The following is a 26,054-nucleotide window of genomic DNA, read 5'->3' as shown; positions in this document are numbered from 1 at the left end:
CTTTACGCCCCATCCGCCCCGTGGTATCAAAATCCGTTTATGGCCGTTCGCCGCCGAGCCCGCATTTTCCATCCATCCTTCCGGGTAGCCTCATGAGCATGCATGAAAAGATTCTGGATAACCTGCAGGAACTGGTCTACATCGCCGATATGGAGACCTACGAGCTGCTCTACTACAACAGGGCGCTGGCAGAAGAGTTCCACATCCCCCAGGGGTTGCGGGGCAAGTGCCACGAGATCCTCCAGAGACGGCAGTCCCCCTGTCCTTTCTGCACCAACAGCAAGCTTTCCCAGGACGGCTGCTATGTCTGGAAGTTCTACAACCCGCTCGTCAGGCGCCATTTCATACTGAGCGACAGCATCTGCGAGTTCAACGGCAGGCAGGTCAGGACAGAGATCGCCACGGACATCACGGAGCATATGCGCCTGCAGGAACAGCTGGACAGGAACCTTTCCCTGCAGAACTTCATCAACCACTGCGTCCGCAAGCTGTACCGGCAGGATGCGGACCTTCCGGTCATGATCGACGACGTGCTGGCCGCCATAGGCGAATATCTGCATGCTGACAGGGCCTACATCTTTGAGTTCGTCGAGGATGTCGTCCGCAATACCTTTGAATGGTGCCGTGAGGGCGTGGTGCCGCAAAAGGAGTCCCTGGCCAATGTCCCCGTGGGGGTCATCGACCGCTGGATGCCCAATTTCCATGCCCATCAGCCCATCCTGATCACGGACCCGGAAAGCCTGCGCCTGACCAGCCCCGACGAATACGCCGAGCTCAAACGTCAGGACATCCATTCCCTGCTGGTGTTCCCGCTCTGGAACGGCAAGACCCTGCGCGGCTTCGTGGGGGTGGACAACCTGGAGCCCGGACGTGTCGATTCGTCCCGGGTGCTGCTGTCGTCCATGAAATTTTTCCTCAGTTCCTCCCTGTGGCGGCGGGATTTGCTGCGCAAGCTGCATTTCCTCAGCTACCATGACCAGCTGACCGGCGTCTTCAACCGCAATGCCTTCCAGCGCGACGTGCACAAGCAGGATGCCGACGTCGGCATCATTTTTTTGGACATCAACGGCCTCAAGGACATCAACGACGGCAAGGGCTACAACGGCGGGGACGCCGCCCTGACCGCGGTGAGCCGTTCCGTCCATGAGCTGCTGCCGGATACGGCCGTCTACCGCATGGGCGGTGACGAGTTCGCCCTGCTGTGGCAGGAGGGTGACGAGCAGGCATTCCGCAGGGATGTGGAACGGGTCCGTTCCCTGTTCGCCGGGACACTGGGCTTTACCGCTTCCGTGGGCTGCGCCTGGGTGCGTCGCGGGGAGGATGCGGTTGCGGGCCTGGTGGCCGCCGATGCCCGGATGTTTGCCGCCAAGCGGGATTTTTACCGTTCTTCGCCCCGGAGCGGACGCTACCGGAGCGGGCTGGACGATGTCCTTGAGCTGGCCCGGCCCGGCCGTCTGGACGAGCTGCTGGCCTCGGACGCTTTCATCCTGTATTGCCAGCCCCAGTTCCGGGTGGAGGACGGGGCCGTGGTCGGCGGCGAGATCCTGCTGCGCCTGATGAGCGATGGCAAGGTCATCCCGCCCATGCAGTTCATCCCCCTGCTGGAATCCCTCTATGCCATGCCGCAGGTGGACCTGCATGTGTTCGGCAAGGTCTGCGCCTGCCTGAGCCGCTGGCGGGATGAGGGCAGGACGCTGGTGCCCCTGTCCGTGAATTTTTCCCGCACGACCCTGGCCTTCCCCGAGGTGGCCGGCAGGCTGGAGAAGATCAGGCAGGATCACGGCATCCCGGCCGGACTGTTGCAGGTGGAGGTCACGGAAACGGCCAGTACGGAGGATTACCATGCCTTTCAGCAGGCTGTGGACAGTATCCGGGCCAGGGGGTTCCGGGTGGCCATCGACGATTTCGGCGTGGCCTACGCCAATCTCATGACCCTGGCGCGTCTGGGCTTCGATGAGCTCAAGCTGGACAAAAGCCTGATGGATGACCTGGGCGACAGCGACAAACGGCAGCGTCTGCTGCGTCTGGTCATCGAGGCCGCGGGGGACATGGGCATCCGTACCGTCGCCGAGGGCGTGGAGACCAGGGAACAGCTGGAGATCCTGCGCAGGCTGCGCTGTCCCGTGGTCCAGGGCTATCTGCTCAGTCCGCCGCTGCCCGTGGAGGATTTCGTCTCCTTTCTGGCCTGACGACGGCCGGAGAGGAAACCGGGGGCCTTCGGGGCACGGCTCCCAGCCGGCTGCGCGGCCGGAGGCGCACGATCAGGGCCATCCGCAAGGCGGGTGGCCCTGACGTTCTTTCCCGGTGACGGCGGCATCCGTGTGCCGCGCCCCGGTCATCCCGTGACGGCAGCTGCCATGACCAGCTGACCGGCATCTTCAACAATGCCTTCCAGCGCGACATGCGCAGGCAGGGTGCCGGCATCGGCATCATCTTCCCGGACATCAACGGCCTCAAGGGCATCAGCGACAAGGGCTGCAACGGCGGGGACGACGCCGCCCCTACAGGCCCAGACATTGATAGATGGCCTTCAGGTCCACGTTCTGGCGCACCACGTCGGCCAGGCGGTCCAGCGAGGCTTCCAGATCGCAGCGCACCAGCTGGCGGCCCTGCGGCTCCAGGCCAGCATCCCGCCGAACATGGTCCAGCCAGGCACGGCGGAAGGTGTCGTCATCGAACAGGCCGTGCAGATAGGTGGCCCAGCGGCGGCCGCTCACATAGCCGCAGACACGTTCTTCCGGGGCGCCTTCGCCCTCACGCACGAAAAGGGGCAGGGCCGACGGGCCGTGCCGGGTCTGGCCGTGATGTATCTCGTAGCCGCCGGTCATGACCGGCAGCGGCGTGGCCGCCCGGCGCACGCTGACCAGCGTCTTGTCCGCCGCAAAGGTGGATTCCAGATCCATGAGCCCGAGGCCGGGCACGGAAGGCGCGGCTGACTCCAGCCCCAGCGGGTCGAGGATGGCGCGTCCCAGCATCTGGAGCCCGCCGCAGATGCCCAGCAGCCAGCCGTCCCGGGCCGCATGGCGGCAGATGAGGTCGGCCAGGCCTTCGGCCCGCAGCGCGGCCAGGTCGGCGGCCACGCTCTTGGTGCCGGGCAGGATGACCACATGGGGCTGCCCCCAGTCTTCGGCCCGCCGCACGGCCCGCAGGCGCACGTCCGGTTCGGCGGCCAGGGGCGTCATGTCCGTAAAGTTGGACACATGCCGGGGCATGACCACGGCGATGTCGAGGATGCCGGGCGGGGGCGGCGTGGTGTCCGCCGCCTGCGACCAGGGAAAGCCCGCCATGTCCTCGTCGGGGATGTTGATGTCGCGCAGCCAGGGGATGACGCCCAGCACCGGGATGCCGGTGGCCTGCCGCACATAGGCGTGGGCCGGTTCCAGGAAGGAGGCGTCGCCCCGGAACTTGTTGACGAGCCAGCCCGCCAGCAGGGAGCGCTCCTGCCGCTCCAGGGTCATCCAGGTGCCCAGCAGCGAGGCATAGACCCCGCCGCGGTCGATATCGCCCACCAGCAGCACCGAGGCCCGCGCATGGGCGGCCATGCGCATGTTGACGATGTCGTGCTGTTTGAGGTTCACCTCGCCGGGGCTGCCTGCCCCTTCCAGGACCATGACCTCATGCCGTCGGGCCAGCGTGTCATAGGCATCGCGCACGGTCTGCCAGAGCCCGGCCTTGTAGCGGAAGTATTCGCGGGCCTGCATGTGCCCCGCCGGTTTGCCCAGCACGATGACCTGTGATCCGGTCTCCGAATGCGGTTTGAGCAGCACGGGGTTCATGAGGGCCTCGGGATCGATGCGGGCCGCCTGGGCCTGGACGATCTGGGCGCGCCCCATCTCTTCGCCCAGGGCGGTCACCCCGGAATTGAGGGACATGTTCTGGGCCTTGAACGGGGCCACGTCAAAGCCGTCCTGCCGCAGGATGCGGCAAAAGGCGGCGGCCAGGATGCTCTTGCCCGCATCGGAGGACGTGCCCTGCAGCATGAGGGCAGGGCAGCGGGGGCGCGGGCGCGGCGGCACGGGCGCGGCGGGATGCAGGATGCCGCGCAGGGCATCGGCCAGCCGCTGGTGGTCTTCTTCCAGCCGTACGGCGGCCCGGAACCAGCTGCCGTCCTCCAGGCCGCGATAATTGGAGCAGTCGCGCACGGCGATGCCGTATTCCCGCAGCAGGCGGGCATACAGGTCCGCCGGGGCCTGTGCACAGCGGAACAGCACATAGTTGGCCAGCGAGGGGAAGACCGTGATGCCGGGCACGCCGCGCAGGCAGGCGCACAAATGTTCGCGACGGCGGCGGTTCTCGTCCCGTGTCCGTTCGGCAAAGTCCGAGGTGTCCGCCAGAACGGCCTGTGCGGCGGCCAGGGCGAAGGCGTTGACGCTCCAGGCGGGCAGCCGTCCGCGCCATCGCCGTGCCCGTTCCGCCCGCGTGACCAAGTAGCCCAGGCGCACGCCGGGCACGGCATGGAACTTGGTCAGGGAGCGCAGCAGCACGGCATTGTCCGGCAGCTGCGGGATGAGGGAAGAAACGTCGTCGGGGCCCGCATAGGCGGCAAAGGCTTCGTCGATGATCCAGAGCAGGTCGGGGCGGGCCTCCAGCAGACGGCGGCAGGAAGCGGGCGGCAGAAAAGAGCCGGAAGGATTGCCCGGATTGGCCAGCCAGACGGCAGCCCGGGCCGGGACGTCCGCCAGCAGGGAGAGCAGCCGCCGGAGCATGGCCTCGTCACTGTCCCCGTCACGGCGCACGCCGCCGTCCAGATGGCGTACCTCCAGCCCGGCCAGGCCGCAGGCCAGGGCGTATTCGCTGAAGGCCGGTTCGATCACGGCAGCGCAGGGGATGCCCTCCTCCTTGAGGACACGGGCCAGCAGGTGGATGAGTTCATTGCTGCCGTTGCCGAATACGAAACAGTCCGCGGGCAGGCCGTAGACGCGGGCGGCGGCCTCCGTGGCCTCTTCCGCATGGGGGGAAGGATAGGCCGAGATCTGGTCCAGGGCGCGGCACAGGGCCAGACGCAGGAATTCCGGCGCGCCTTCGGGACGGACGTTGACGCTGAAATCCAGCAGGCTGTCAGGGGCGCGCCCGGCCAGTGCGGCCATGCGCAGCCGGTCGCCGCCGTGTGCCTCAGGCTTCATGGGGATCCTCCTCAAGGGTCGGTGAGGGCATGGCCTTGCCGTGAAGGGCAAGGACGGAAAGGATGCGGGCCGCGCAGTGTTCCGGGCTGGTGCGGCTGGTATCCACACGCAGCTCACCGGGCAGGGGCGTGTGGATGTCCCGCGCCTGCCGGGCGGCATGGGGCCAGTCCGGCGCGCGGTCGGTACGGCTTTTTTCCCGGCGCTCCAGTTCGGCCAGCTCGCAGCAGACCTGCACGGGCAGGACGGGGATGCCCCGCAGGCGCTGCCACAGGTCGGTTATCCAGTCCGGGCGCTCACCCAGCACATGGTCCACGATGACCCATGCCCCGGCATGCGCGGCCTCGGCCGTGGCCGCGTGCAGGATGGCGGTCAGGGGCAGGCCCGTGGCGGCCAGCCCCTGCAGCAGGGCCCCCGGACGGCCGGGGCAGGCCCGCAGCAGGTCGTCCATGGACAGGATGATGCTGTGACGGCCGTGGTCGGCCAGCAGCTTTTCCTGCAGGGCGCGGGCCAGGGTGCTCTTGCCCGCGCTGGAGGGGCCGTTGAGCAGGATGACCTGTCCGGCGGTCCTGGGGGGGGCCGGAGCGGCAGGGGCCGCCTCCGTCTTCCCGTCAGCGGCCGCATCGGCCAGGCCGCCCCAGTAAAGATGCACATAGCCCGCCCGCACATTGCCGTGATGCACCCCTTCGGGGCGGGTGCCCGTACGGTCCGTGACGTCATAGAGGGGGGCGTAAGGCCGGTGCGGCTCGATGTGCGACCAGTGGAACTCGTGGCCCCGGCAGGTCTCCAGGGGCAGGCCCAGGGGCGCGCCCCCCGTGAAGCGGACATCGCGGTAGCCCAGCGAGCGCAGGCCCCGCCCCATACGGGCCGTGGCCTCCAGCACGCCGCACATGGGCCAGACACGGCGCTCGCCGTCCAGACCGTGACCTTCGGCGGCGGCCTCCAGACCGGAACACAGATACATGTAGCCGCCGCACTCGGCGTAGATCTCGCCGCCAGCGGCAGCGAAATCCCTGATGGCGGTGCGCATGGCCGTATTGGCGGACAGCCGGGCGGCAAAGGCCTCCGGGTAGCCGCCGCCCAGATACAGGGCATCCGTCTGCGGCGGCAGGGCCGTATCCCGCAGGGGCGAGAAGGGGACCAGTTCCCAGCCGCGGGCGCGCAGGGCGTCCTCGTTGGCGCGGTAATAAAAGCAAAAGGCCTCGTCCCGGGCCACAGCCAGGCGCCGGTGCCGTTGCCCGGGGGCGGGCAGGGGGGCCTCTGAAGGCCGGGGCCGGCGCGTCAGGGCCAGCAGGCGGTCCAGATCCATATGGTTTTCCGCCAGTTCCGCCAGGCGGTCCGTCCACGCCGTATCGCAATGGCTTTCAGCGGCGGGCAGCAGGCCCAGCTGCCGTTCGGGGATACGGCAGGCCTCGTGGCGGGGCAGGGCGCCCAGCAGGGGCGGCAGCCCGGCCTTTTCCAGCGCCTGACGCAGAATATCCGCATGGCGCGGGCTGCCGGCATTGTTGGCGATGACGCCCGCCAGCCGGACGCCATGACGCGCCGCCTGTTGGCGGAAACCTTCCACCAGCGCCGTCAGGGAGGCGGCCATGCCCCGCACGCTGACCACCAGCAGCACGGGCAGATGCAGCACACGGGCGCAATCCAGCGTGCTGCCGGAAAGATCGTCCGGGGAGCGGCCGTCCAGCAGGCCCATGACGCCCTCGCAGACAGCGGCATCGGCTCCCCGCACGGCGGCCCGCCACTGGGCGCGCACACCGGCCTCGCCCATCATCCAGGTATCCAGATTGCAGGCCGGGCGGCCGGTGGCCAGGGCATGGAAGGTGGGGTCGATGTAATCCGGCCCGCATTTGCAGCCCTGCACGGCAAGGCCCCGGCGGGCAAGGGCCCGCATCAGGGCCACGGCCACGGCGGTCTTGCCCTCGCCGGAACGGGGAGCGGCCAGACAAAAGGCATGGAAGTCCCGCATCAGCGACCGTCCGCGGCGGACGCGGGCGCGTCCTTGTCCAGATATTTTTCCGCATAGCCGCGGGCCTCGAACAGTGCGCCCTGATCCGTGACCGTGCGTGCGCTGCCGATGAGCACCAGCGTGGACATGTCCACGTCATCGGCGGGCAGGTCGGCCAGACGGCCGATCCAGCGCGTCTCTTCCGGGCGGCCGGCATGGCGCACGAAGGCGCAGAGGATGTCGCCGCCACGCGCTTCGCGGAAGATCTCCAGGGCCTCGGCCAGCAGCCGGCGGCGCTTGCGCCCGGCAGGATTGTAAAGGGTCACGGGCAGGGCCGACTGCGCCACGGCCCGCAGGTTGCGGCGCACCTCGTCAGCGGGCACCAGAAGGTCGGAAAGGCTGACCAGCGAAAAACCGTTCTGCAGGGGGGCCCCCAGCGCGGCGGCGGCCGTGCTGGCCGCCGTGATGCCGGGCAGCACCCGGATGGGCAGGGCGCTGAAGGCCTGCTCGCGGGCGCGCAGCTCGAACAGCAGCCCGGCCATGGCCAGGATGCCCGGGTCACCGGAGCAGACCATGCAGACCGTGGCCCCGGCAGCGGCAGCGGCCAGGGCGTCGCGGCAGCGTTCCACCTCGCCCTTCATGCCGGTCTCGATGAGCCGTTTGCCGCGGATGCGGTCGCGGATGAAATCCACATATCTGCTGTATCCGGCCACGGTGTCGCAGCGGCGCAGGGCCGCGTCCACTTCGGGCGTGAGCTGGGCGGGATCGCCGGAGCCCAGGCCTACCACGAGCACCTCGCCGCGCCGGGGCGAAGAGGCTGCTGGCGCCGTGGCAGCTGCCGGAGAGGCCGCATCAGGCGTGCCGCTTGCATGCTCCGCTTCCGCCGGGCCGGTGATGGCCAGCCCGCCGGTGATGCGGGCCACACGCCGGGTCAGCCGGTCCCCGGCATGATGCGGGCCGTCCAGCAGGCAGACGGCATGGCGGCCGCTCTCGGCGCAGCAGATGACGACAGCGTCCCCGGCGGCGGCAGGCAGCAGGGGCAGGACCTGCCGGGGCGTGCCCAGGATGATGTGCGCATCGAAGCGGGGCAGGGCTCCGGCCAGGGCAGCGGCCATGCCGGCCACAGGCTGGGGGGCGGGCTGCCGGTCATCGGCCGGGCATGAGGCGAAGATCACGGGAGCGGGGGCGCCGCCCTGGGCCAGCGCGGCGGCCAGCGTGCGCGCCTGGGCCAGTCCCGCCGGGCTGGCGGCGTACAGGGCGCAGGTGCCGTGGAAGGCCTCGTCGGGCAGGTTGTTGCGGTAGCCGTGGGAAAAAGCGCCGTCGTACAGGCGCGAGACGGCTTTCGGGGCGGCCAGGGCCCGGCCCACCAGGATAAGGGCCTGCCGCCGGAAGCCCGCATCGTCCACCTTGCGGGCCAGATCGGCCACCGTGCCGCGCACGACCTGCTCGTCAGGCCAGGAGGCACGATAGACGGCCGCGGCGGGCGTATCCGGCGCAAGACCGCCCGCATCCTGCAATTCCGCCATCAGACCGGCCACCTTGCCCGTGCTGAGGAAAAAGACCAGCGTGGCCCCTGTGCGGGCAAAGGCGGCGGCCTGCTCGCCCGCGGGCATGGGCGTGCGGCCGGGCGTACGGGTCAGGACCACGCTCTGGGCCGTTTCCGGGCCGGTCAGCTCGCAGCCCAGGGCGGCGGCCGCGGCGAACACGCTGCTCACGCCGGGGGTGATGCGGACGGTGATGCCCCGCTCGGCCAGTGCCCGGATCTGCTCGTCGATGGCGCCGTAGAGGGCGGGATCGCCGGTGTGCAGGCGCACCACGCGCTTGCCCGCCAGCGCGGCCTCGCTCATGACGGCCACCTGTTCCGCCAGATCCATGGAGGCGCTGTCCCGGCAAAGGCAGTCCGGGCGGCAGTGGCGCAGCAGGGCCGGGGCCACCAGCGACCCGGCATGGACCACCAGATCGGCTTGCTGCAGGGCCCGCAGGCCGCGCACGGTGATGAGGTCTTCCGCACCGGGACCGGCGCCGACGATTTCCACAATGGGCATGTTCATGGGCAAACTCACAGGGAGGGGTAAGGACCCCGGCCGCCGGGCGGTCAGGGCCTGTCGATGAAATAGCGCAGGCCGATATCCGGGGCCTGTCCGTCAGGAGACATGTCCTGCGGGCTGTCGTCCGTGCCGTCGTCCGGGGGCGGCAGGGGGGCCGCCATCGTGCCGGGAGCGCACAGCAGGCGTTCCTCGAACAGGAAGGTACCGTCAAAATCGAAGACCAGCAGGAGCAGGGAGGCAACGCCGGGAGCCCGGCGGGAAAAATGTTCCAGGGCCGCCCGGGCCAGCCCGTGCAGCACAGGCCGGCGCCCGGCTTCGGGGATGGAGAGCAGGGCCTCGCGCACGGAGGCGCTGTGGCGCAGGGCCTCGTGCAGGGCGGTCTCTCCGGGCAGGCAGGCCCGTACCTGCCGGCGCAGCAGGGCCATGTCCTGTTCCACCTGGTGGGCGTGGGTATTGGCGAAGCCCGCGGCATATTTGCAGAGCTTGCCCGCCATGCAGGCCACGACCACCTCCTGCATCCGGTGGCGGGCGGCGATGCCCAGACTGTCGGCGATGAAGTCCCCGATGCAGACGAAGGCGCTTTCCGGCCAGCGGGGCAGCCGGCGCCGGGCTCCCGCCTGGGTGCGCCCGCCGGTGCAGAAGACCATCCCGCGGCCGCCGCTGCGCTGCCGGGCCCGGACGCACAGGCGCACGGTCTCCACATAGGCGGCGTGGCTGTAGGGCCGCACCAGCCCCGTACTGCCCAGGATGGAGATGCCGCCTTCCACGCCCAGCCGGGGATTGAGGGTATGGCGGGCCAGTGCCGCGCCGTTCTCCACGCCCAGTTCCAGCAGCCAGCAGCCGCCAGCCAGGCCCGCGCGGGCCAGGTTTTCGGCCAGCAGGCGCCGGGGACCGCCGGTGACGGCCCATTTGCCGGGCGGGCAGTCCAGCCCTTGCCGGGTACAGATGCCGATACCTTCCACGGCGCGCAGGATGAGCACGGCCGCCCCCACGTCAAGGCGATGGTCCTCCGGCCGGGCATCGGCGGGCGCGCAGGCGGCAAGCCGGGCAAAGAGCACCGCGCCGTGCGTGCAGTCGGGATCGTCGCCGCCGTCCTTGACCATCTCGGCCATGCGGCCCGGAGCGGGCGGACGCAGGGGCAGGAGGCGTTCCCTGCCGTCGCCGAACAGCACGGGCACCACGGCCGGCGGCGTGCCCGTCCGCAGGGACTGCCAGCAGGCCACGGCCAGCGCGGCCGCGCAGGCGCCGGTGGAATAGCCCCAGCGCAGGGATGAATGCTTTGTGCGGCCCATGACGGTCTAGGCGCTCTCCATGACGGCGTGCAGGGTGGTGACGGCCAGGGCGCTGCCGCCGCGACGGCCTTCCAGCACGATCTGGGGCACAGGGCAGCAGGCCAGGAGCTCTTTGGATTCCACCACGTTGACGAAGCCCACGGGCATGCCCACCACCAGGGCCGGGCGGACGCCTTCTTCGAGGATATAGCGGGCGATGCGGGCCAGGGCCAGCGGCGCGTTGCCGATGAGCACGATGCCGCCGTCCAGCAGGGGGCGGGCTTTTTCGGCGCTGCACAGGGCGCGGGTATGCCCTTCGGCGCGGGCCCGTTCCACCACATCGGGATCCGTGATGTAGCAATGCAGGTCTTCAGGGCCGTAGCCCGGATGGAGCGTGCGCAGCCTGGGCAGGGACAGGCCGGAGCGCAGCATCCGGGAATCGCAGAAGATGGGGGCCTTGCGGCGCAGGGCGGCCAGTCCGGCAGCCACCGGATCATGACGGAAGACAAGGGTATCCGCGATGTGCATGTCCGCCGTGGTGTGGATAAGGCGGCGTGCCACGCGCCAGTGCGGGGCGGACAGGGTATGGTGCAGGTCGCATTCGGCCTCGATGCGGCGGAAGCTCTCCTGCTCGATCTCTGCGGGGCTCATGTTCCAGCGAATCGTTTTCATGGGGGCATCCTGCTGAACAGCAGTCAGAAAGGTCGGGCAAAACGTGACCAGAATGCAGAAAATCGGCGTGCTGCGCAAGAGGGGGGGAGGATGCCTTCCGCCATAGGCCGGAGACGCTTGCGGAGGGGCATCTTGCCTGGCGCAAACACGCGGGGGAACGCAGGGCCGTATAAAGAGCCGTGACGCCGCAGCGGGTACGGCGTCACGGAAAAAACGGGACATGCCTGGGACAGGCCTACAGCGAGGCGCCGAAGCGGAACGCCTGGTCCAGAACAGGCTGCCCGGCCACGGCACCGGCTTCGAACACGCCCCCGGCCAGGACCTGCCCGCGGTCCTTCCAGCCGAGGAAGCCCAGGAGCGCGTGGTAATAGTCCAGCACGGGCTTCCAGTTGTCCGCGCTGTCACCCTCGGCCGCCATGACGAGCGCGCACTCTTTGTGCGGATTGGCATAGCCGGGGAAGCATTCGGCCACGGCGAAAAGGCGGTCGAAGGCCGTTTTCAGCTGGCCGGAAAACCCCCAGTAGTACATGGGCGATGCCAGCACGACGAGGTCGGCCTCCCGGTAGACGGGATAGATGAGCCCCATGTCGTCCTTCTGCACGCAGGGGCTTGCGGGGTCCTTGCCGCCCTTCACACAGCCCAGACAGCCGTGGATGTCCAGCTTGTGCAGGTCGAAGCGGGTCACCTGATGGCCCGCGCTCCGGGCCCCGGCGCTGAAAGCATCGCACAGCATGGCCGTATTGCCCTTGCTGCGGGGACTGCCGTTGAGGATGAGGATCTTCTTGCTCATGATGGTTCCTCCTGTGCCGTCATACGCGGCACGGTGATTGTGCTGGAGGCCGGGTGCTGCGCGCATCCTGCCGGGACAGGCCGGACCGTGTCTCCTGCAGCCTTCCCGGGGCGGTGTCGTCTCCAGGGGGCTGCGGGGGAAGGGCCGGTCATGTGTTTCCTCTTCTTCAGGCGGATGGACGGTCTTTGACCGTATCCGCATGGATATTTTTGTAATAATTGTTAAGAAAATGTCAACACCTTGGTGACGCCGTGTGCGCGCGGATGGCGCGTCAGGAGAACGCATGAAGCGCAAAGGAGGGCGGACAGCGCGGGAGCGCAGGGGGAGGGAGCGGCCTAGCCGGCCTGCGGGAGGCGCGGGGGCAGCATGCGGACGGCGTGGGCCGCGATGGCTTTGAGCTCGGACTGGAAGAGCCCGTCCCGGGCCTGCAGGGACAGGCCTTCGAGCAGGGTGTTCAGGGCACCGGCCAGGGCCGGGACATCGGTATCCGGGGGGATCTGTCTGTCCTGTATGGCCCGGCGGAGTCTTTGGGCGAACATCTGCTTGGTGGCCAGCCGGAGCTGGCGGACGGTCTCGATGATCTCTTTTTCGTCCGCCGCGATGTTGACGGCCGCCAGGACCACCATGCAGCCGCAGGGCGTTTCCGGCGAAAGCAGGATCTGCGCGGCTTCCTGGAAAAAATCCCCGACCGCCGCATAGATGTCGGGGGCGGCCAGAAAGCGCCGGGCCGGGGCATCCCAGTAGGTCTGCTCGTAATGGCGCAGGGCCTCCAGGAAGAGCGTGGCCTTGTTGCCGAAGGTGGCGTACAGGCTGGGCGGATTGATCTTCATGGCCTTGCACAGGGATGCCACCGAGGCCGGGGCGTAGCCCTGCCGCCAGAAGACCTCCAGGGCCCGGTGCAGGGCCAGATCGCGGTCGAAGGCGCGCGGGCGGCCTTTGCCGCGTGCTGCGGCATCAGGGGGACGGTTCGTCGGCATGGGCATTCCTTTGCTTGGTGGTCTGTGATGATGTGTAGGCCAGGGGGCAAAAAATTTCAAATGCTCTTTCCGAACACGGCAAGGGATGGGGAGAAAATATTTTTTAGTTTATACTAAATAAATATGCCATAAAACTTGTTGACGGCAGGTGGATGCCCCCGGCCCCGCGGCGCATGCCGTCTAGGGCAGCAGGCATTCCCGTGCATCGGGCTGCCGGCGGCAGCGTTGCAGGTTGGCACGCACCGCCTGTTCCGAGCGGTTGGCGTAGCAATAGACGCAGAAGTGGGGGCAGCTGTCGTACGCGCCGATGTCCTTGCTGGGGATGCAGCCGCAGGCCGTGCGCTGGCCCGCATCCCTGGGAGCGGTGGCGGCCTCCCTGCCGGGCAGGAGGGAAAGCTGCCGGCGGGGCGTGAGCTCCGTCTGCACCAGCGCATCCTGCGGGCACAGGCGGCGGATGAGGGCATCGTCGATACATTTGTTTTTGTGGATGCCCAGGGCACCCAGGTCGATGCCTTCGGCGCAGGTGGCCAGCTCCAGCCGGTGCGGCCAGCCGGTGTTGAGGGCCGCGATGCCCCGGGCCAGCTCCCGCATCTCGTCCGTCGTGGGCGCGCGGCAGGCCGGATCGAGCCTGCGCAGGGCAGCGGCGGTCTTGCGGTACATGTCCACGAAGCTGAAGACGAGTTTTTCCGTATAGGGGGAAAGCTCCCGCCCCAGCCGGTCGATACGTTCCAGCAGGGAACCCGTGCTCAGACGGCCGCCCACGATGAGGGGATCGCAACGCCAGATGACCCGCTGCGGGCCGATGGTGTCCGCCAGCCGCTTGAACGTCTCCAGACGACGGCACAAGGAGGGCAGGCCGGGCTCCAGCCCCTCGGCCTCGTAGGCATTGAGGGTGTACTGGAAGTAGAATTGCCGCCCTGTGGCCGCGATCTCCGCCAGATGCGGCAGGAAGGGCGCGGGGTGCTTGCTCCAGAAGACGAAGACGCGTGTGCGGGCAAAGGAGATGAGGCTCTCCTGCCGGCTGTTGAAGGGATTGCGCCGACGGCAAAAGCCCGCCCGCAGCCGGGCCATGAACCATTCCCCGTGGAAGGCGGGGATGTCCGTGGCGCGGCTGGCGGAGACGACGAGGGGAAAATGGGAGGGGAAGGGGAGCGGCCTGTGTGCGGAGGCAGGCGACTCTCCTGCCTTGACGTTCCATGACGCATGGTGAGCGTTGCAGGGGCTTTTGTGAAATGACAGAAAAATCACCTCCCATCAAAGGCATTTTTCCTTCTCCCGCCTTTTTTCCAGCGCCTCCTGCCAGATGCTTTCCTTGAGCAGGGTACGGATGAAGGCCAGGGTATCCGGGTTGCGGATCAGGTCAAGGAAGGCCGCGCTGTGCATGGCTGTCTCTCCGGCGCCCGCCATGAAGGCCGTGTCGTAGACCATATCCCAGGTGGCGCGGTTGTCCTTGTCGGCAAGGCCCACGATGCGCGCATCGCTGGCAAGCACATGCTTTTGCAGGGCCCGGAAATTCTCCACCTGGTCCCCGGCGGTGAACTGCGTGCCGAAGCGCTGGTTTATCTTTTCCACGATACTGGAGAGGCTGTCGAATTCCTTTTGGGCCGGGGCGCCGGCATCGCCCTTGATGGCGGCATAGCCTTTTTCCGACGGCGTGAGGGGGATGCCGGTCTCTCCGGTCTTGACCAGTTTGTAATATTCCAGGTCTATCTGCCCGTCGAGGTTGACCAGGCCGTCGTTTTCGGCGGGCAGGGCGGCGGCCAGCTGTTTGGCGAAAAGGGAGTAGATGTGCATATCCTCGTCGAACATGCGGCAGATCTGGGTGATGAAGTTGTACAGGCGCACAAAGCGGAACAGGCCGGTACGGAAGGCGCGGCGGTCTTCCTCTTCCAGCGCGGCCACCCGGGCCAGCACCGGGGCCAGCGTGGCGGTGGCCCCGGCCAGGGCGCTCTGGCCATCTTTGGCGCGGGGATCGCGCAGGGCCTTGCCGAAGGCCTCCACCTGTTCCGGGCCGTAGACGTGGAAATCATCCAGGCGGTGGCGGATGTCGTAGACCAGGTTGGGGTCGGTCTCCTCTTCCAGCAGGGTGGCCTCGTAGAAGGGGGCGAAGGACTTTTGCATGTCCTCGGCGCTGTTCACGAAGTCCAGCACGAAGGTATCTTCCTTGCCGGGGGCGGTGCGGTTGAGGCGCGAGAGAGTCTGCACGGCCTTGACGCCGCTGAGCTGCTTGTCCACGAACATGGTGTGGAGCAGGGGCTCGTCGAAACCGGTCTGGTATTTCTCGGCCACGATGAGGATATTGAACTCCCCGGCAAAATGTGCGGGCAGCTCTTTTTCGGATATCCTGAAGCCGTGGGTCTCCTGGTTGAGGCCCTCTTCCGTATAGGTCACAGCCACGCCGTCCACCGTGTCGCGGACCTCGCCGGAAAAGGCCACCAGGGCCCGCACGCCGTTGATGCGGCCCTCGCGGATCTGGCGGGTGAACTCCCGCATGTAGCGCACGGCATGCAGGCGCGAGGGCGTGACCAGCATGGCCTTGGCCCTGCCGCCCATCTTGCGGGCCGTGACCGTGCGGAAGTGGTCCAGCATGACGGCCGTTTTCTGGGCGATGTTGTGCGGGTGCAGGCTTTCGAAGCGCATGGCGGCGCGGGCCGCGGCCGAGGAGTTGTAGCGCGGGTCCCCGGCACCTTTTTGCAGCAGTTTGAAATAGGCGTGATAGGTGGTGTAGTTGCGCAGCACGTCGAGGATGAAGCGCTCTTCGATGGCCTGACGCATGGAGTAGATGTGGAAGGCACGGAAGCGGCCGTCAGGCATCCGGCGGCCGAAAAGCTGCAGGGTCTTGTCCTTGGGCGTGGCCGTGAAGGCGAAGAAGGAAAGGTTGTGGTGCCGCCCCTGGGCGGCCAGCTCCTGCCAGAGGGCATCGTCCTTTTTGTCCTGCCCGGCTTCGGCCTCGTCTTCCAGGGCGGCGTATTCGGCCAGGGCGGCGTCGGTATCGGCCAGCGCCGTCTTGAGGGTGAGGGCGGCCCGGCCCGTCTGGGAGGAGTGGGCCTCGTCCACGATGACGGCAAAATTGCGTTGCCCGTGGCGCACCTCGCGGAAGATGACCGGGAATTTTTGCAGGGTGGTGACGATGATGGCCGCGCCCTCGTTGATGGCATCGCGCAGCTGGGCGGAATCCTTGCTGATGGCGCGGACAAGGCCGTCCGTCTGCTCGAACTGGAGGATGGTGTCCCGCAGCTGCCTGTCCAGCACGCGGCGGTCCGTGACCACGATGACGGACTGGAATATCTTGGCCTCCTGCGCGTCATGCAGGCCGCTGAGACGGTGGGCCAGCCAGGCGATGGAATTGGATTTGCCGCTGCCCGCGCTGTGCTGGATCAGGTACTGCTGCCCCGGGCCGTGAGCGCGGATGTCGTCCAGCAGCTTGTGCAGCACGTCCCACTGGTGATAGCGCGGGAAGATGAGGCGTTCCCTGACCGTGACCTTGCCGGTGACGGGATCTTTTTTTTCGGTCTTTTCCAGATGCAGGAACTTGTGCAGGAGCTCCAGCAGGGCATCCCGGCACAGCACCCGCTGCCACAGGTAGGCCGTGGGGTAGCCGCCGTCCGGGGCCGGAGGGTTGCCCGCGCCGCCCACTTCGCCCGCGCCGTTGCTGCCCTGGTCGAAGGGCAGGAAAAAGGTCTTTTGCCGCTCCAGGCGGGTGGTCATTTTGACGTGGAAGGGGTCCACGGCAAAGCAGGTGAGCACGCGGCGCTTGAAGCTGAAAAACAGGTCGTCCGGCGAGCGGTCCTGCCGGAACTGGCGCACGGCATCCTCCACGGTCTGGCCGGTGAACGGGTTTTTCAGCTCCAGGCAGATGACGGGGATGCCGTTGAGCAGCAGGGCCACGTCCACGCTGTTCTCGTGGGCCGGACTGTAGCGCAGCTGGCGTGTGCAGTGCAGGATATTGCTTTGGTAGCACCGCACGCTTTCGGGGTTGAGGCCGGTCTCCGGCTTCCAGAAGACCACGCGGAAGCGCGTGCCCAGCACGGAAAAGCCGTGGCGCAGCACGTCCAGCAGGGAGCGGCGGCGCACCTCCTCGCAAAAGCGGTCCACAAAGCTCTGTTCCGCCTTGCCGGGGTTCTTGAACTGGTGCATCTTCCAGGCTTTGGGCTGGCTGGTACGCACAAAGTCCAGCAGGGTCTGCACGTCCAGGGCCCGCGTGCGGTCAAAGCGCGCCGGGTCGCCCGGCCGGTAGCCGCCGTGGGTGCAGAGCCAGGCGCAGATATCGTCCTCGAAGTTGCGTTCCTTCATCTGTTCCAGCATGAGGGCACCTCCCGCTTGCCGGTGACACATTCAAAGATCAGGCTTTTTTTGTACTCCGCCAGTTTGTCCAGCAGGGCCTGCTTTTCTTCCAGCAGGGCGTCGATACGCGCGCACTTTTTGTCGAGGTAGGCGGCGATGCGCTCCTGTTCGGGGAGGGGGGGGCATACCACAGGAATTTTTGAGAGGTTTGACTGAGTAAGTTTTGGTTGCGTTGAACCAGTGATGTAGTTTGTAAGGTCAACGCATTCCAACTGATATGCCATATAATACAAATTATTTGTATTGTAGGGTTTTAGTATGTGGGCATGATTGTTTACCCAATATTTACCTTTTGCAATATATACAAGTGGAAGATTCCTGAGAGCCAAATTAGCGCCATCTTCACCTATAAGAATGAGAGTTTCGTCAAAAATAAAATCGTCTATTTTATCAATGATTCCAGAAGCTCCATAGTAGTCATAGGCCGCATCTGAACAGGTGCGGTTTTCTGCACTGATAGGCTTGCGTCTACCGTCAAGGTTTTCAAATTCCCATCGGACACTACTAAGTGTCCACCCCACCGGAATCTGACCAATCCACGGCACGCCGCTGTCCTTGAGGGGCACGTCCGGGTCCAGGCCTTTGGTGACGGCCTCGGTGATGCAGGAGAGCTTGTAGGCGCGTAGTTTTTCCATGCTCTGGCGGGTCAGCTCTAGGCACTGGTCGATATGGGCGCACTTGGCATCGAGGTAATCGGCGATGCGCTGTTGCTCCTCGAGAGGGGGATATGGGACAATAAAGTTACCAAGTTCGGAGCTAGAGAGCTCTAGGAACGTAGTCCCTTTTCCAAGGCTGTTTAATGCTGATGATTGAATCTTAAAAAAATAGCAAAAAAATTTCTCACTTATTTCATCGTTACTAACTAAAGCCTTACAGCCTTGATTAGTGCATAACTTATTCCCTGCAAGAGCAACTTGTCCAATTGGTGCACGAGATGAGATTAAAATACTATTTTTAGGAACAAGCGTAGTTCCACATGAAGTATATCCTAAAGTGGTTAATTTCCTTTTAGAATTATCTATTATATAGATATCATCGCTCATTTCTGCGGGTGTTACCCATATAATATCTCCATCCCAAAAATCAGAATAATCGCTTTTAGGCGTTGAACCATTAACGATAGAAAAAATTTTTTTTACTTTCCTTACTTCCCACCCTTCGGGAATCTCGCCGATCCATTCTATGCCGCTGTCTTTCATCTGTCGCATGGTGTGTCCTTGTAAAGCGCGCTGGGGGAGGGGCGGGGGTGCGGGGGAGGGGGACCCCCTTTCGCGCGAGCAGAGGGGGTCCCCCTCCCCCGCGCATCTTCCCGCCTTTCCCTTTCCCTTTTCCTGTTCCTAGTCCTCGAACAGGGCGGCCAGGCTTTCGCCCAGGCGCAGCTCCAGCTCGTGGAGTTCCACAGCCAGCTCGGCGGCAGGGCGGGGCGGCGTGTATTCATAAAAATAGCGGGTGAAGGGGATCTCGTAGCCGACCTTGCTCTTGCTCTCGTCGATCCAGGCATCGGGGGCAAAGGGCAGCACCTCGCGGGCAAAGTAGGCCTGTATGTCTTCCTTGAGCGGCACGTTCTCGGTATCGCGGCGGGAGGCGTCGGCCCTGGGCTTGCCGGGTTTGCGACCCCGCTTTTTGGGGGCATCGGCGGGAGCGGCCGGGGCGTCCTCCGTGCCGGAGGCGGGCAGGGCGGGGCGCTCCACGGTGATCCTGGTGTAGCCGAAGTCGGCCACGTCAAAGATCCTGCTCAGGGGGCTTTCGGCAAAGTCGCCGTACAGGCGGCAGATCTTGGCGATGGCGTCCTGGGGGATGTCGTTGCGTTTGTTGCCCAGGGCCTTGCGGCGCTTTTCGTACAGGCCGGAAGCATTGATGAGCTGCACCTTGCCGCGCCGGGCCTGGGGCTTGTTCTTGCAGAGCAGCCAGATATAGGTGGCGATGCCGGTATTGTAAAAAATGTCGTTAGGCAGGGCGATGATGGCGTCGAGGTAGTCGTTTTCGAGGATGTAGCGGCGTATCTCGGAGGGGCCGCTGCCCGCATCGCCGGTGAAGAGGGGCGAGCCGTTCTGGATGATGGCCGCGCGGCCTTCGGGCTTGAGGCGCGCCACGGCCGTCTGGAGGAAGAGCATCTGACTGTCCGAGATGCTGGGCAGGCCGGCACCAAAGCGGCCTTCGGGCCGGGCGGCCTCCCGTTCCACGGCGGCTTTCTCGTTTTTCCATTCGCGGCCGAAAGGCGGGTTGGACAGCACATAGTCAAAGGTCTGGCCCGGGAACTGGTCGTTGGAGAGGGTGTTGCCCAGCTTGATGTAGTCGGCATCCTGCCCCTTGATGAGCATGTCCGCCTTGCAGATGGCGAAGGTCTCGTCATTGATCTCCTGCCCGCACAGCAGCAGGCTCGCCGCGCTGTTGCAACGGTGGATGTGCTCCTCGGCCACGGAGAGCATGCCGCCCGTGCCGCAGGCCGGGTCATAGATGGTCGTGGTGGCGCCCGTGCCGGCCAGGGTGGCGTTGTCGTGGGTGAGCAGCAGGTTGACCATCAGCTCGATGACCTCGCGCGGGGTGTAGTGCTGCCCGGCGTCCTCGTTGTGCGCTTCGGAAAAGCGGCGGATGAGTTCTTCGAAGATGTAGCCCATCTCCAGATTGGAGACGCGGGAGGGGTGCAGGTCGGCCTTGCTGGTGGTGAATTCCTTGAGCACCATGTAGAGCACGTTCTTCTCGGCCATGGTGGTCAGGTGCGGCCCAAAAGGTTTGAAGCGCTCCAGTATCTGGCGCACGTTGGGGGAAAAGGCGTTGCAGTAGGCCCGGAAGTTGGGCTCCAGATCATCGGGGGCGTCCAGCAGCCGCGTGAAGGTGAAGGGGCTGGTGTTGTAGAACTTGTGCCCCGCCGCGTTGCGCAGCATGGTTTCTTCCAGCGGGGTGCCCGCAAAGGTCTGCGCCGCCTGCAGCACCATTTCCTTGGTGGGCTCCAGCACGCTGTCGAAACGGCGGATGACGGTGAGGGGCAGGATGACTTCACCATACTGGTGCGGCTTGAACACGCCGGTGAGCTTGTCGGCTATGGCCCAGATAAGGTTGGCTTTTTCGGCAACGGTGGCGGCAAGGGACATGAAAGGCAACTCCGGTAAGAGTGGGATACAGGTTATTCGATGACCGGAGTATAAAGGCTGCACAGGAGCGTGGCAAGGGAAGTGGAGATGCGGTGCAAAAGGCAGATACGGAACAAGGCACCTGCATCACTGCACGTGCCTTGTTGTTTTGCCTCTTCAAAAGGGGATGCCTGCGGCGGCGCCAGCGGCGTTGCGCGGACCTGATGCCGGCTTTCGCCTTTAGGCCGCTCCCGCTCCCCAACGGAGACCGGAGGGGCGCTTCCGGGGCAGCCAGCAGGCTGGGGCGAGATTCGCTCCCGGGCCGGGCGGGAGCCCCCGGGCAGCCCCGGGGGCCGGTACGGGGCCTGAGACCATGCCCCCGGGCGGCAGCGCCCCGGGGCCGGCCCCTCCCCTTGTCACGGGAACTAGAACTCCACCCGCACGCCTGCGCTCACGCTCCAGGGGGTGGAGGCCTTGCGGCCGTCTTCGCGTTCGAATTCGGCATAGATCCGGGCATTGCTTGCGAATTGCAGGTCAAAGCCCGCGCCATAATAGCCGCGCGTGCCGCGCACGTCATTGGTGAACCTGATGCCGTTGACCGTGACTTTCTGGTCGCTCATGAACTCGTGGTTGACACCGGCCTTGAGGTAGGGCTGGAAGTAGCGGTTGTCGTCCAGCTCCCACTTTTTGCCCACCACCAGACCGGCGCGGCCGGTAAGGGCGCAGGCATCGTCCTGATCCACGTCCATGCCGTTGCTGGTGGTGAAATCCATGCCCTTTATCCAGTACCAGGAAAGCTGCAGCTGCGGCTCGATGAACAGGCCGTTATCAAAACGGAACATGCGTCCCACTTCCTGGCTGATGCCCCCCGCATAGGTATGGTAGGAGCCGTGGACAGGCGTGCCGTCCAGCATGCGGGTCCTGAGGCTCTGGTCGTACCAGTCCCAGCTCAGCACGGTGTCCGCGTACCAGCCGTCGGCATGCTGCCAGGTGGCGTAGGCCGCGATGCCGTAGGAGCGGTTTTCGCCGGAACCGCCATGCAGGCCGTCGATGCGCTGGTGGGCTTTGCTGATCTGGCCACGCAGGCCCAGCAGCCATTTGTTGTTTTCATCCTGCTCCAGAAGACGGTCGTAACCGAAGGACGTGCCGTAAAAATTCTGGCTGAAATCCGTGCCGCCCAGGCCGGAAAGGCGGTTCTCCTCGGTAAAGCCGCGTATCCACAGGCCGTCCGTGCCGTTACCGTAACGGATCTCCCCCAGGCGCTCGCGCAGATCGGAGAGCTGGCCCAGGTGCATGGCATAGGCCGAGGTCATGCCCGAAAGCCCCAGGGCCATCTCGCCTGTAGGGGAAAACCCTTCCGTCCGGGCAAGGTACCATTCCCTGCCGTCGTTCCGTTCGCTCGTTTCCAGGGCATAGCTATGGATCCCTATGTCGATCATCTCCCGCCCGTTGACGTTTTTTCCGCCTTTCAGCGCAAAGGCGCTTGCGGGGGCGCCCACGCGCTGTTCCGTCCTGGCCAGATAGCTTTTGGTCTGCACCGCGACGGGTTCCGCTCCGCTTGCTTTCACATGCAGGCCATAGGTGCCGGACAGGGAGTCGCTCACCAGGACACTGTCGGAAACATCCGTATCCATATCCGTCCGCAGATAAAAGCTCCCGGTCCCGGAAAGATGGCTGATCTTCAGTTCGGCGGGCGCGTCCGTCTGGGACAGCACGCGCCGCTCCGCCGCAAAGCCGGTCCCGGCGTCCCACTGCCCCTGCCTGCTGCCCACATAGACGCGGGAGCCATCCAGGGCGAGCTTCGTCAGATTGCCGGCGTACCGGCCGTCGTTTTCCTTTGTGAGCTGGTTGGAGGAGACCACTTCCCATACGGCATTTTTGCCGAAAGACAGCTCAAGATCACCAAGGCTGCGTGCCCAGCCCCGCAGGTTGCCGCCATCCTGGATGGTTGCGCGCACGGTGGCGCTGCCGGTCGCCGCCTCTATATCGCCTTCCATGGTCGAGGCCCTGTCCACCGTGATGGTGTTCGGCGTGTCCCCCTTCACATACAGCGAGTAGACGTTTTGACCAGGGGCCGCGGCTGTGGCCGTGATGGCGGTCGTGCCCTTCAGGCTGATATCGCCCGACGTGTTGTAGACCGCTATGGCGGTATCGCCAGACGAGCGCGCCGTGATGACGCCATTCGTCAGTTCGATCGAAGACGCCTGGCCAGTGCCGGCTTCCCCCCCGGCACGGAGGCCGTAGGCCTTCTTGCCTTCCACGCTTACCCGCGTCGTGGCCCCGGCATCGCCATAGGTGATCCTGCTGGCGGGAAAGGCGTCCATGCCGCTGGAAGTGCCCGCTGAAACGACGGTGATGTCCCCTCCTGTCTTGGTGATGCTGCCGCCTTTGGCGTAGAGCCCTATGGCCCCGTTCCCTTTGCTGACCGCGGTCACGGACCCGCCGCGCATCGTGACGGACGAATCGCCTATCGACAGGATGCCGCCAATGGCCGAGCCGGCCTTGGCAGACAGGACCTCCAGGCTGACATCGCCGGTGGCCGTGAAGTTCGTCTGGGTGGCCCGTATGCCGTATGCCGGCCTGTCGACAGCCTCGCTCAGGATGGTTCCTCCGGCCATGCGCATGTCGGTATTCTCAAGCTGGATGCCGGAGGACCATCCGCCTTGCGCACGGATATCAAGGGTACCGGCGGTGATGCCATGCCTGCCGCTGGTCGCGCTGGTGACGATACCGACGGCAGACCCTGCAAACGTGCCCTCGGGATCTATGGTGGTCACCCGGATGGTGCCGTTCTTCATCGTCAGGGTCGATGCGGTGAACAGATGGATACCGGCAGCCCCGGATTTTTCAGGGGTACTGTTGCGCTCATGTACGGATATGTCAGCGTCGTTCATCGTTAACGTGCTATTTCCCTCGCCATATATCCCATTCACTTTTCTGGAAAAAACATTTCCGTTATGCGTTGCGGAAACTTTTACTGTTACTTTGTCACTCGTCATGCTGAGAGTGCTCCTGCCTGAAGCCTGGGCCCCGACAGTCTTGGGCTCTGCAGTGTGTTGATGTGATTCCGATGAGGATATGATGGAATTGACGCCCAGGACCGCCGAACTGTTATTGTTGCTCACAGCACCAACGCATTCACCAAGTCCGTTTTTTGATTGTGATGATGCCGTAATAGTACCTTCGTTGACAGATACAGAACTGCTTTTATCGCTAAATATACCATAGCTGATGGATTTTCCATTTTCCGTGATGGCTTTTGATGAAATATCAAGCGAATCCAGCGTCAGCCGGTTTCCTGCAGAACCTTGCACGAATACTCCCAAGGCACGGGCGCTTTGTTTTCCTATGGCCGTAGCCTCGGCACGCGTTACTGTATCAGGAACCGTGTATGTCGCCGCCGTATCAACTTTGATAGCGGAAGCAACGGCATTTTCCGACTGGTCTGTCGCGGAAATTGTCGTACCTGATGATGCCGGATCGGCCGCGTTATAGCCGGTGGTATTGCTGAACGCCTCTCCACTTGCTGCTCCCATGACCAGGATGGACGCAACAGCCAATGAACCGAACGTGTTCATGAGGTGGCATTTTTTCAAAACGGATCGATACCTGTTCAACAAATTCCCCATTGCTCTTTTTGTCATTCCTACTCCTCCTTTATCTTGGGTCCTTTTCATTCCCACCGTGGGAAATTGGGAACAAAAAAGGGGACATGGGGCAGCTGTACCCCCCATGCCATTGGGATCATTATTTCTTACAGGGAAAGTAGGTTATGGGGAATATAAGAAAATAATAAGGTTTTTTGCGTATCCTCACGCTGCATCCCCCGGCCATGGCGGGAAGATCCGCCCGGCACCGGGCCGATGCATGCCCGGGCCCTTGCCAAAAGCCTGTCCGGCACACAGCGCACAGCGCGGGAACCGCCGGGCCGGCAGGGCGGGAGGGGGCCTCTGCGAGGCTCTGGGGCTATGGTATGAGGCAGGACGCGCTTACCCGCGTAGCACGTTTTTCACGCTAAAGCGGCCAGCAAGGGCATTCTGCCGCTGGCCTGCGGCTGGGACGGAGGGCGCGCCAGTGTACGCCGGGCCCTGATGATCTTCATGCGGGACGGCTGTTGTGCTGGGGCAGGAAGCCCGGCAGAGATCAGCGGGAGGAAAAACGGCAGGCAGTGCATGAAGACACTCCGTTGGCGCTGTCAGCCTGGGCTACCTCGAAAACACCCCCACGGGTGTGGGGAAGACCCGGCACAGTATAAAGCGCTTGTGCGCGTCCTGGAAACACCCCCACGGGTGTGGGGAAGACGTACAGCGGAACAGCCTGCCATCGGGCGCACAGGAAACACCCCCACGGGTGTGGGGAAGACAGATTTCACACCTGAGTGCCCGGCGGGAACAGCTGGAAGCGCAAAATGCCTCGCTCTGGAACAGCTTCAAGGGGCTGGAGCCGTATCAGGCCGAAGGCAAGAGCTACCTTCTGACACCAGCGGGACAACAGATCGTCAATGCGGGCAAGGTGGGCCAACGGGACGCCTGGGAAGTGGTGCGGAGGTGACGCATGACCGAAATGGAAAGGATGCTGAAAGAAAGTCTACTGGCCCTGGAAGGAGAACTTGCCGCGAAGCTGCACCGGCAGGAATCATGGCTTTCCGGCCAGCAGACCCGCATGGAGGATCAGGGACGCCAGATTCAGTCCTTGCGCCGGGAGGTCCTCCAGCTACGGGAGGGACAGCAGACATTGATGCGGCACTTGCAGCGCTTGAGCGCCGTACACGAGAGCTTGTTGCCTGCGCTGACGCGCTTGAACAGTGTCTTGGGCAACAAATAGGTGTGCGCCCACGGCTGCACATGGGGAGGTAATGACGGGCTAGCGATTATCAAAGACAAATTTGTATATACTTTGTATTGACAATAGCGACGTTTTATCCTTTAGTTGAAATCAAGGAGGCTACCGCCATGAGTACAGCTACCGAAGTCATCAATGTGCGTATTCCCGCTGCGCAGAAGGCACTCATTGACAGCGCAGCCCAGTTGCTGGGCAAGTCGCGCACGGCCTTTATTCTGGATCTGGCCGTACGACATGCCGAGGACGTTCTGGCGGAAAAGACGCATTTCCAGCTTTCATCGGAACAGTGGGATGCCTTCACGCAAGCGCTGGACACTCCTGTGCGGCCTGATCCTGCTCTTGCCCAGTTGTTGAATACTTCTGCGCCCTGGGACAAGTAGCATGAAGATTTCCGCGCCCTGTCATCTGGAAGCGCATCACCATCTGGAGTCCTTCTGTTGCGGCGAGTCCCTGCTGGATACCTGGCTCAAGACGCGAGCCCGCAAAAATGAAGCCAGTGGAGCCAGCCGTACCTATGTCATTACGCGTTCCAATGACGTGATTGGTTATTACTCGCTGGCAGTGGGGAGCGTCAGCCACGCGCTCGTGCCGGGAAGAATCCGTCGTAATATGCCTGATCCCATCCCTGTCATGTTGCTGGCCCGCCTTGCTGTGGATACGTCTCTTCAAGGACAGGGCATAGGCCGCGCTCTGCTGCGGGATGCCATTTTGCGCACGGAACAGGCAGCGCACATTGCGGGTATACGGGCCATTCTAGTCCATGCCCTGCATGAGCGTGCCAAAGTTTTTTACAAGGGATGCGGCTTCACCCCTTCGCCCATCAATGAACTGACGCTTATGCTGCCCCTGTCCGTGGTGCGGGCCAGCATGGGCAGTCGATAGTTCCTCCATATTTATATTCAGACAAAATGATGAATATCAATTTTATAATATCATTCTATTAAATATATTCATTATATAAAATTGACATA

The 26,054-nt window shown here is 64.5% G+C and carries 18 protein-coding genes; 6 read left to right on the top strand and 12 right to left on the bottom strand.

Annotation, left to right across the window (positions count from 1 at the left end):
- Window positions 1-92 precede the first annotated feature (92 nt).
- Entirely contained in the window at window positions 93-2,189 is a 2,097-nt protein-coding gene (locus DESPIGER_RS04795) for a putative bifunctional diguanylate cyclase/phosphodiesterase (RefSeq protein ID WP_072333756.1), read from the top strand.
- 312 nt (window positions 2,190-2,501) lie between these two features.
- Here DESPIGER_RS04795 and DESPIGER_RS04790 read toward each other — a convergent pair whose 3' ends face one another.
- The 12 genes from DESPIGER_RS04790 to DESPIGER_RS04735 all read right to left on the bottom strand — a co-directional run bounded on the left by DESPIGER_RS04790 (window position 2,502) and on the right by DESPIGER_RS04735 (window position 23,135).
- The gene (locus DESPIGER_RS04790; RefSeq protein ID WP_072333753.1) at window positions 2,502-5,123 is read right to left on the bottom strand and encodes a cobyric acid synthase; all 2,622 of its coding nucleotides are present in this window, start codon (window positions 5,121-5,123) and stop codon (window positions 2,502-2,504) included.
- Complete coding sequence (locus tag DESPIGER_RS04785; RefSeq protein WP_072333750.1) at window positions 5,113-7,089, bottom strand: cobyrinate a,c-diamide synthase; 1,977 nt, start codon at window positions 7,087-7,089, stop codon at window positions 5,113-5,115. Before DESPIGER_RS04785 ends, DESPIGER_RS04790 begins: the two co-directional genes overlap by 11 nt.
- The gene (gene cobM / locus DESPIGER_RS04780) at window positions 7,089-9,119 is read right to left on the bottom strand and encodes a precorrin-4 C(11)-methyltransferase (protein WP_072333747.1); all 2,031 of its coding nucleotides are present in this window, start codon (window positions 9,117-9,119) and stop codon (window positions 7,089-7,091) included. Before cobM ends, DESPIGER_RS04785 begins: the two co-directional genes overlap by 1 nt.
- Window positions 9,120-9,163: 44 nt before the next feature.
- Complete coding sequence (gene cbiD / locus DESPIGER_RS04775) at window positions 9,164-10,408, bottom strand: cobalt-precorrin-5B (C(1))-methyltransferase CbiD (protein ID WP_072333744.1); 1,245 nt, start codon at window positions 10,406-10,408, stop codon at window positions 9,164-9,166.
- Window positions 10,409-10,414: 6 nt separating this feature from the next.
- Entirely contained in the window at window positions 10,415-11,059 is a 645-nt protein-coding gene (locus DESPIGER_RS04770) for a precorrin-8X methylmutase (protein WP_072333741.1), read from the bottom strand.
- Between the two features lie 235 nt (window positions 11,060-11,294).
- A complete protein-coding gene (locus tag DESPIGER_RS04765) occupies window positions 11,295-11,849 on the bottom strand; it encodes a flavodoxin family protein (RefSeq protein ID WP_072333738.1) in 555 nt (184 codons plus the stop codon).
- 335 nt (window positions 11,850-12,184) lie between these two features.
- Window positions 12,185-12,826 (bottom strand): TetR/AcrR family transcriptional regulator, encoded by a 642-nt coding sequence (locus tag DESPIGER_RS04760; protein WP_231927642.1) that lies wholly within the window; start codon window positions 12,824-12,826, stop codon window positions 12,185-12,187.
- 180 nt (window positions 12,827-13,006) lie between these two features.
- Window positions 13,007-14,074 (bottom strand): DUF1848 domain-containing protein, encoded by a 1,068-nt coding sequence (locus DESPIGER_RS04755; RefSeq protein ID WP_269456896.1) that lies wholly within the window; start codon window positions 14,072-14,074, stop codon window positions 13,007-13,009.
- Window positions 14,075-14,080: 6 nt separating this feature from the next.
- The gene (locus DESPIGER_RS04750; protein WP_072333732.1) at window positions 14,081-17,131 is read right to left on the bottom strand and encodes a type I restriction endonuclease subunit R; all 3,051 of its coding nucleotides are present in this window, start codon (window positions 17,129-17,131) and stop codon (window positions 14,081-14,083) included.
- Window positions 17,116-18,378, bottom strand: a complete 1,263-nt coding sequence (locus DESPIGER_RS04745) for a restriction endonuclease subunit S (protein WP_072333729.1) — start codon at window positions 18,376-18,378, stop codon at window positions 17,116-17,118. Before DESPIGER_RS04745 ends, DESPIGER_RS04750 begins: the two co-directional genes overlap by 16 nt.
- Window positions 18,379-18,507: 129 nt before the next feature.
- Window positions 18,508-20,262, bottom strand: coding sequence for a type I restriction-modification system subunit M (locus tag DESPIGER_RS04740; RefSeq protein ID WP_072333726.1), 1,755 nt, complete (start codon window positions 20,260-20,262; stop codon window positions 18,508-18,510).
- A 404-nt stretch (window positions 20,263-20,666) separates the two neighbouring features.
- Window positions 20,667-23,135 carry an autotransporter outer membrane beta-barrel domain-containing protein gene (locus DESPIGER_RS04735; RefSeq protein ID WP_072333723.1) on the bottom strand — a complete coding sequence of 823 codons (2,469 nt, stop codon included), beginning with the start codon at window positions 23,133-23,135 and terminating at the stop codon, window positions 20,667-20,669.
- 337 nt (window positions 23,136-23,472) lie between these two features.
- On the opposite strand from DESPIGER_RS04735, the gene DESPIGER_RS13080 reads away from it, so the two are divergent.
- The 5 genes from DESPIGER_RS13080 (at window position 23,473) to DESPIGER_RS04715 (ending at window position 25,965) form a co-directional block, all read left to right on the top strand.
- Window positions 23,473-23,736 (top strand): hypothetical protein, encoded by a 264-nt coding sequence (locus DESPIGER_RS13080; RefSeq protein ID WP_162273851.1) that lies wholly within the window; start codon window positions 23,473-23,475, stop codon window positions 23,734-23,736.
- Between the two features lie 855 nt (window positions 23,737-24,591).
- Window positions 24,592-24,792 carry a hypothetical protein gene (locus DESPIGER_RS04730; RefSeq protein ID WP_072333720.1) on the top strand — a complete coding sequence of 67 codons (201 nt, stop codon included), beginning with the start codon at window positions 24,592-24,594 and terminating at the stop codon, window positions 24,790-24,792.
- 3 nt (window positions 24,793-24,795) lie between these two features.
- The gene (locus DESPIGER_RS04725; RefSeq protein WP_072333718.1) at window positions 24,796-25,065 is read left to right on the top strand and encodes a hypothetical protein; all 270 of its coding nucleotides are present in this window, start codon (window positions 24,796-24,798) and stop codon (window positions 25,063-25,065) included.
- 128 nt (window positions 25,066-25,193) lie between these two features.
- A complete protein-coding gene (locus tag DESPIGER_RS04720) occupies window positions 25,194-25,463 on the top strand; it encodes a DUF1778 domain-containing protein (RefSeq protein ID WP_072333715.1) in 270 nt (89 codons plus the stop codon).
- 1 nt (window position 25,464) lies between these two features.
- Window positions 25,465-25,965 (top strand): GNAT family N-acetyltransferase, encoded by a 501-nt coding sequence (locus DESPIGER_RS04715; RefSeq protein ID WP_072333712.1) that lies wholly within the window; start codon window positions 25,465-25,467, stop codon window positions 25,963-25,965.
- Window positions 25,966-26,054: the final 89 nt, after the last annotated feature.

It is taken from the genome of Desulfovibrio piger (assembly GCF_900116045.1).
Classification (GTDB): Bacteria; Desulfobacterota; Desulfovibrionia; order Desulfovibrionales; family Desulfovibrionaceae; genus Desulfovibrio; species Desulfovibrio piger_A.
This window is presented reverse-complemented; position numbering and strand designations above follow the sequence as displayed.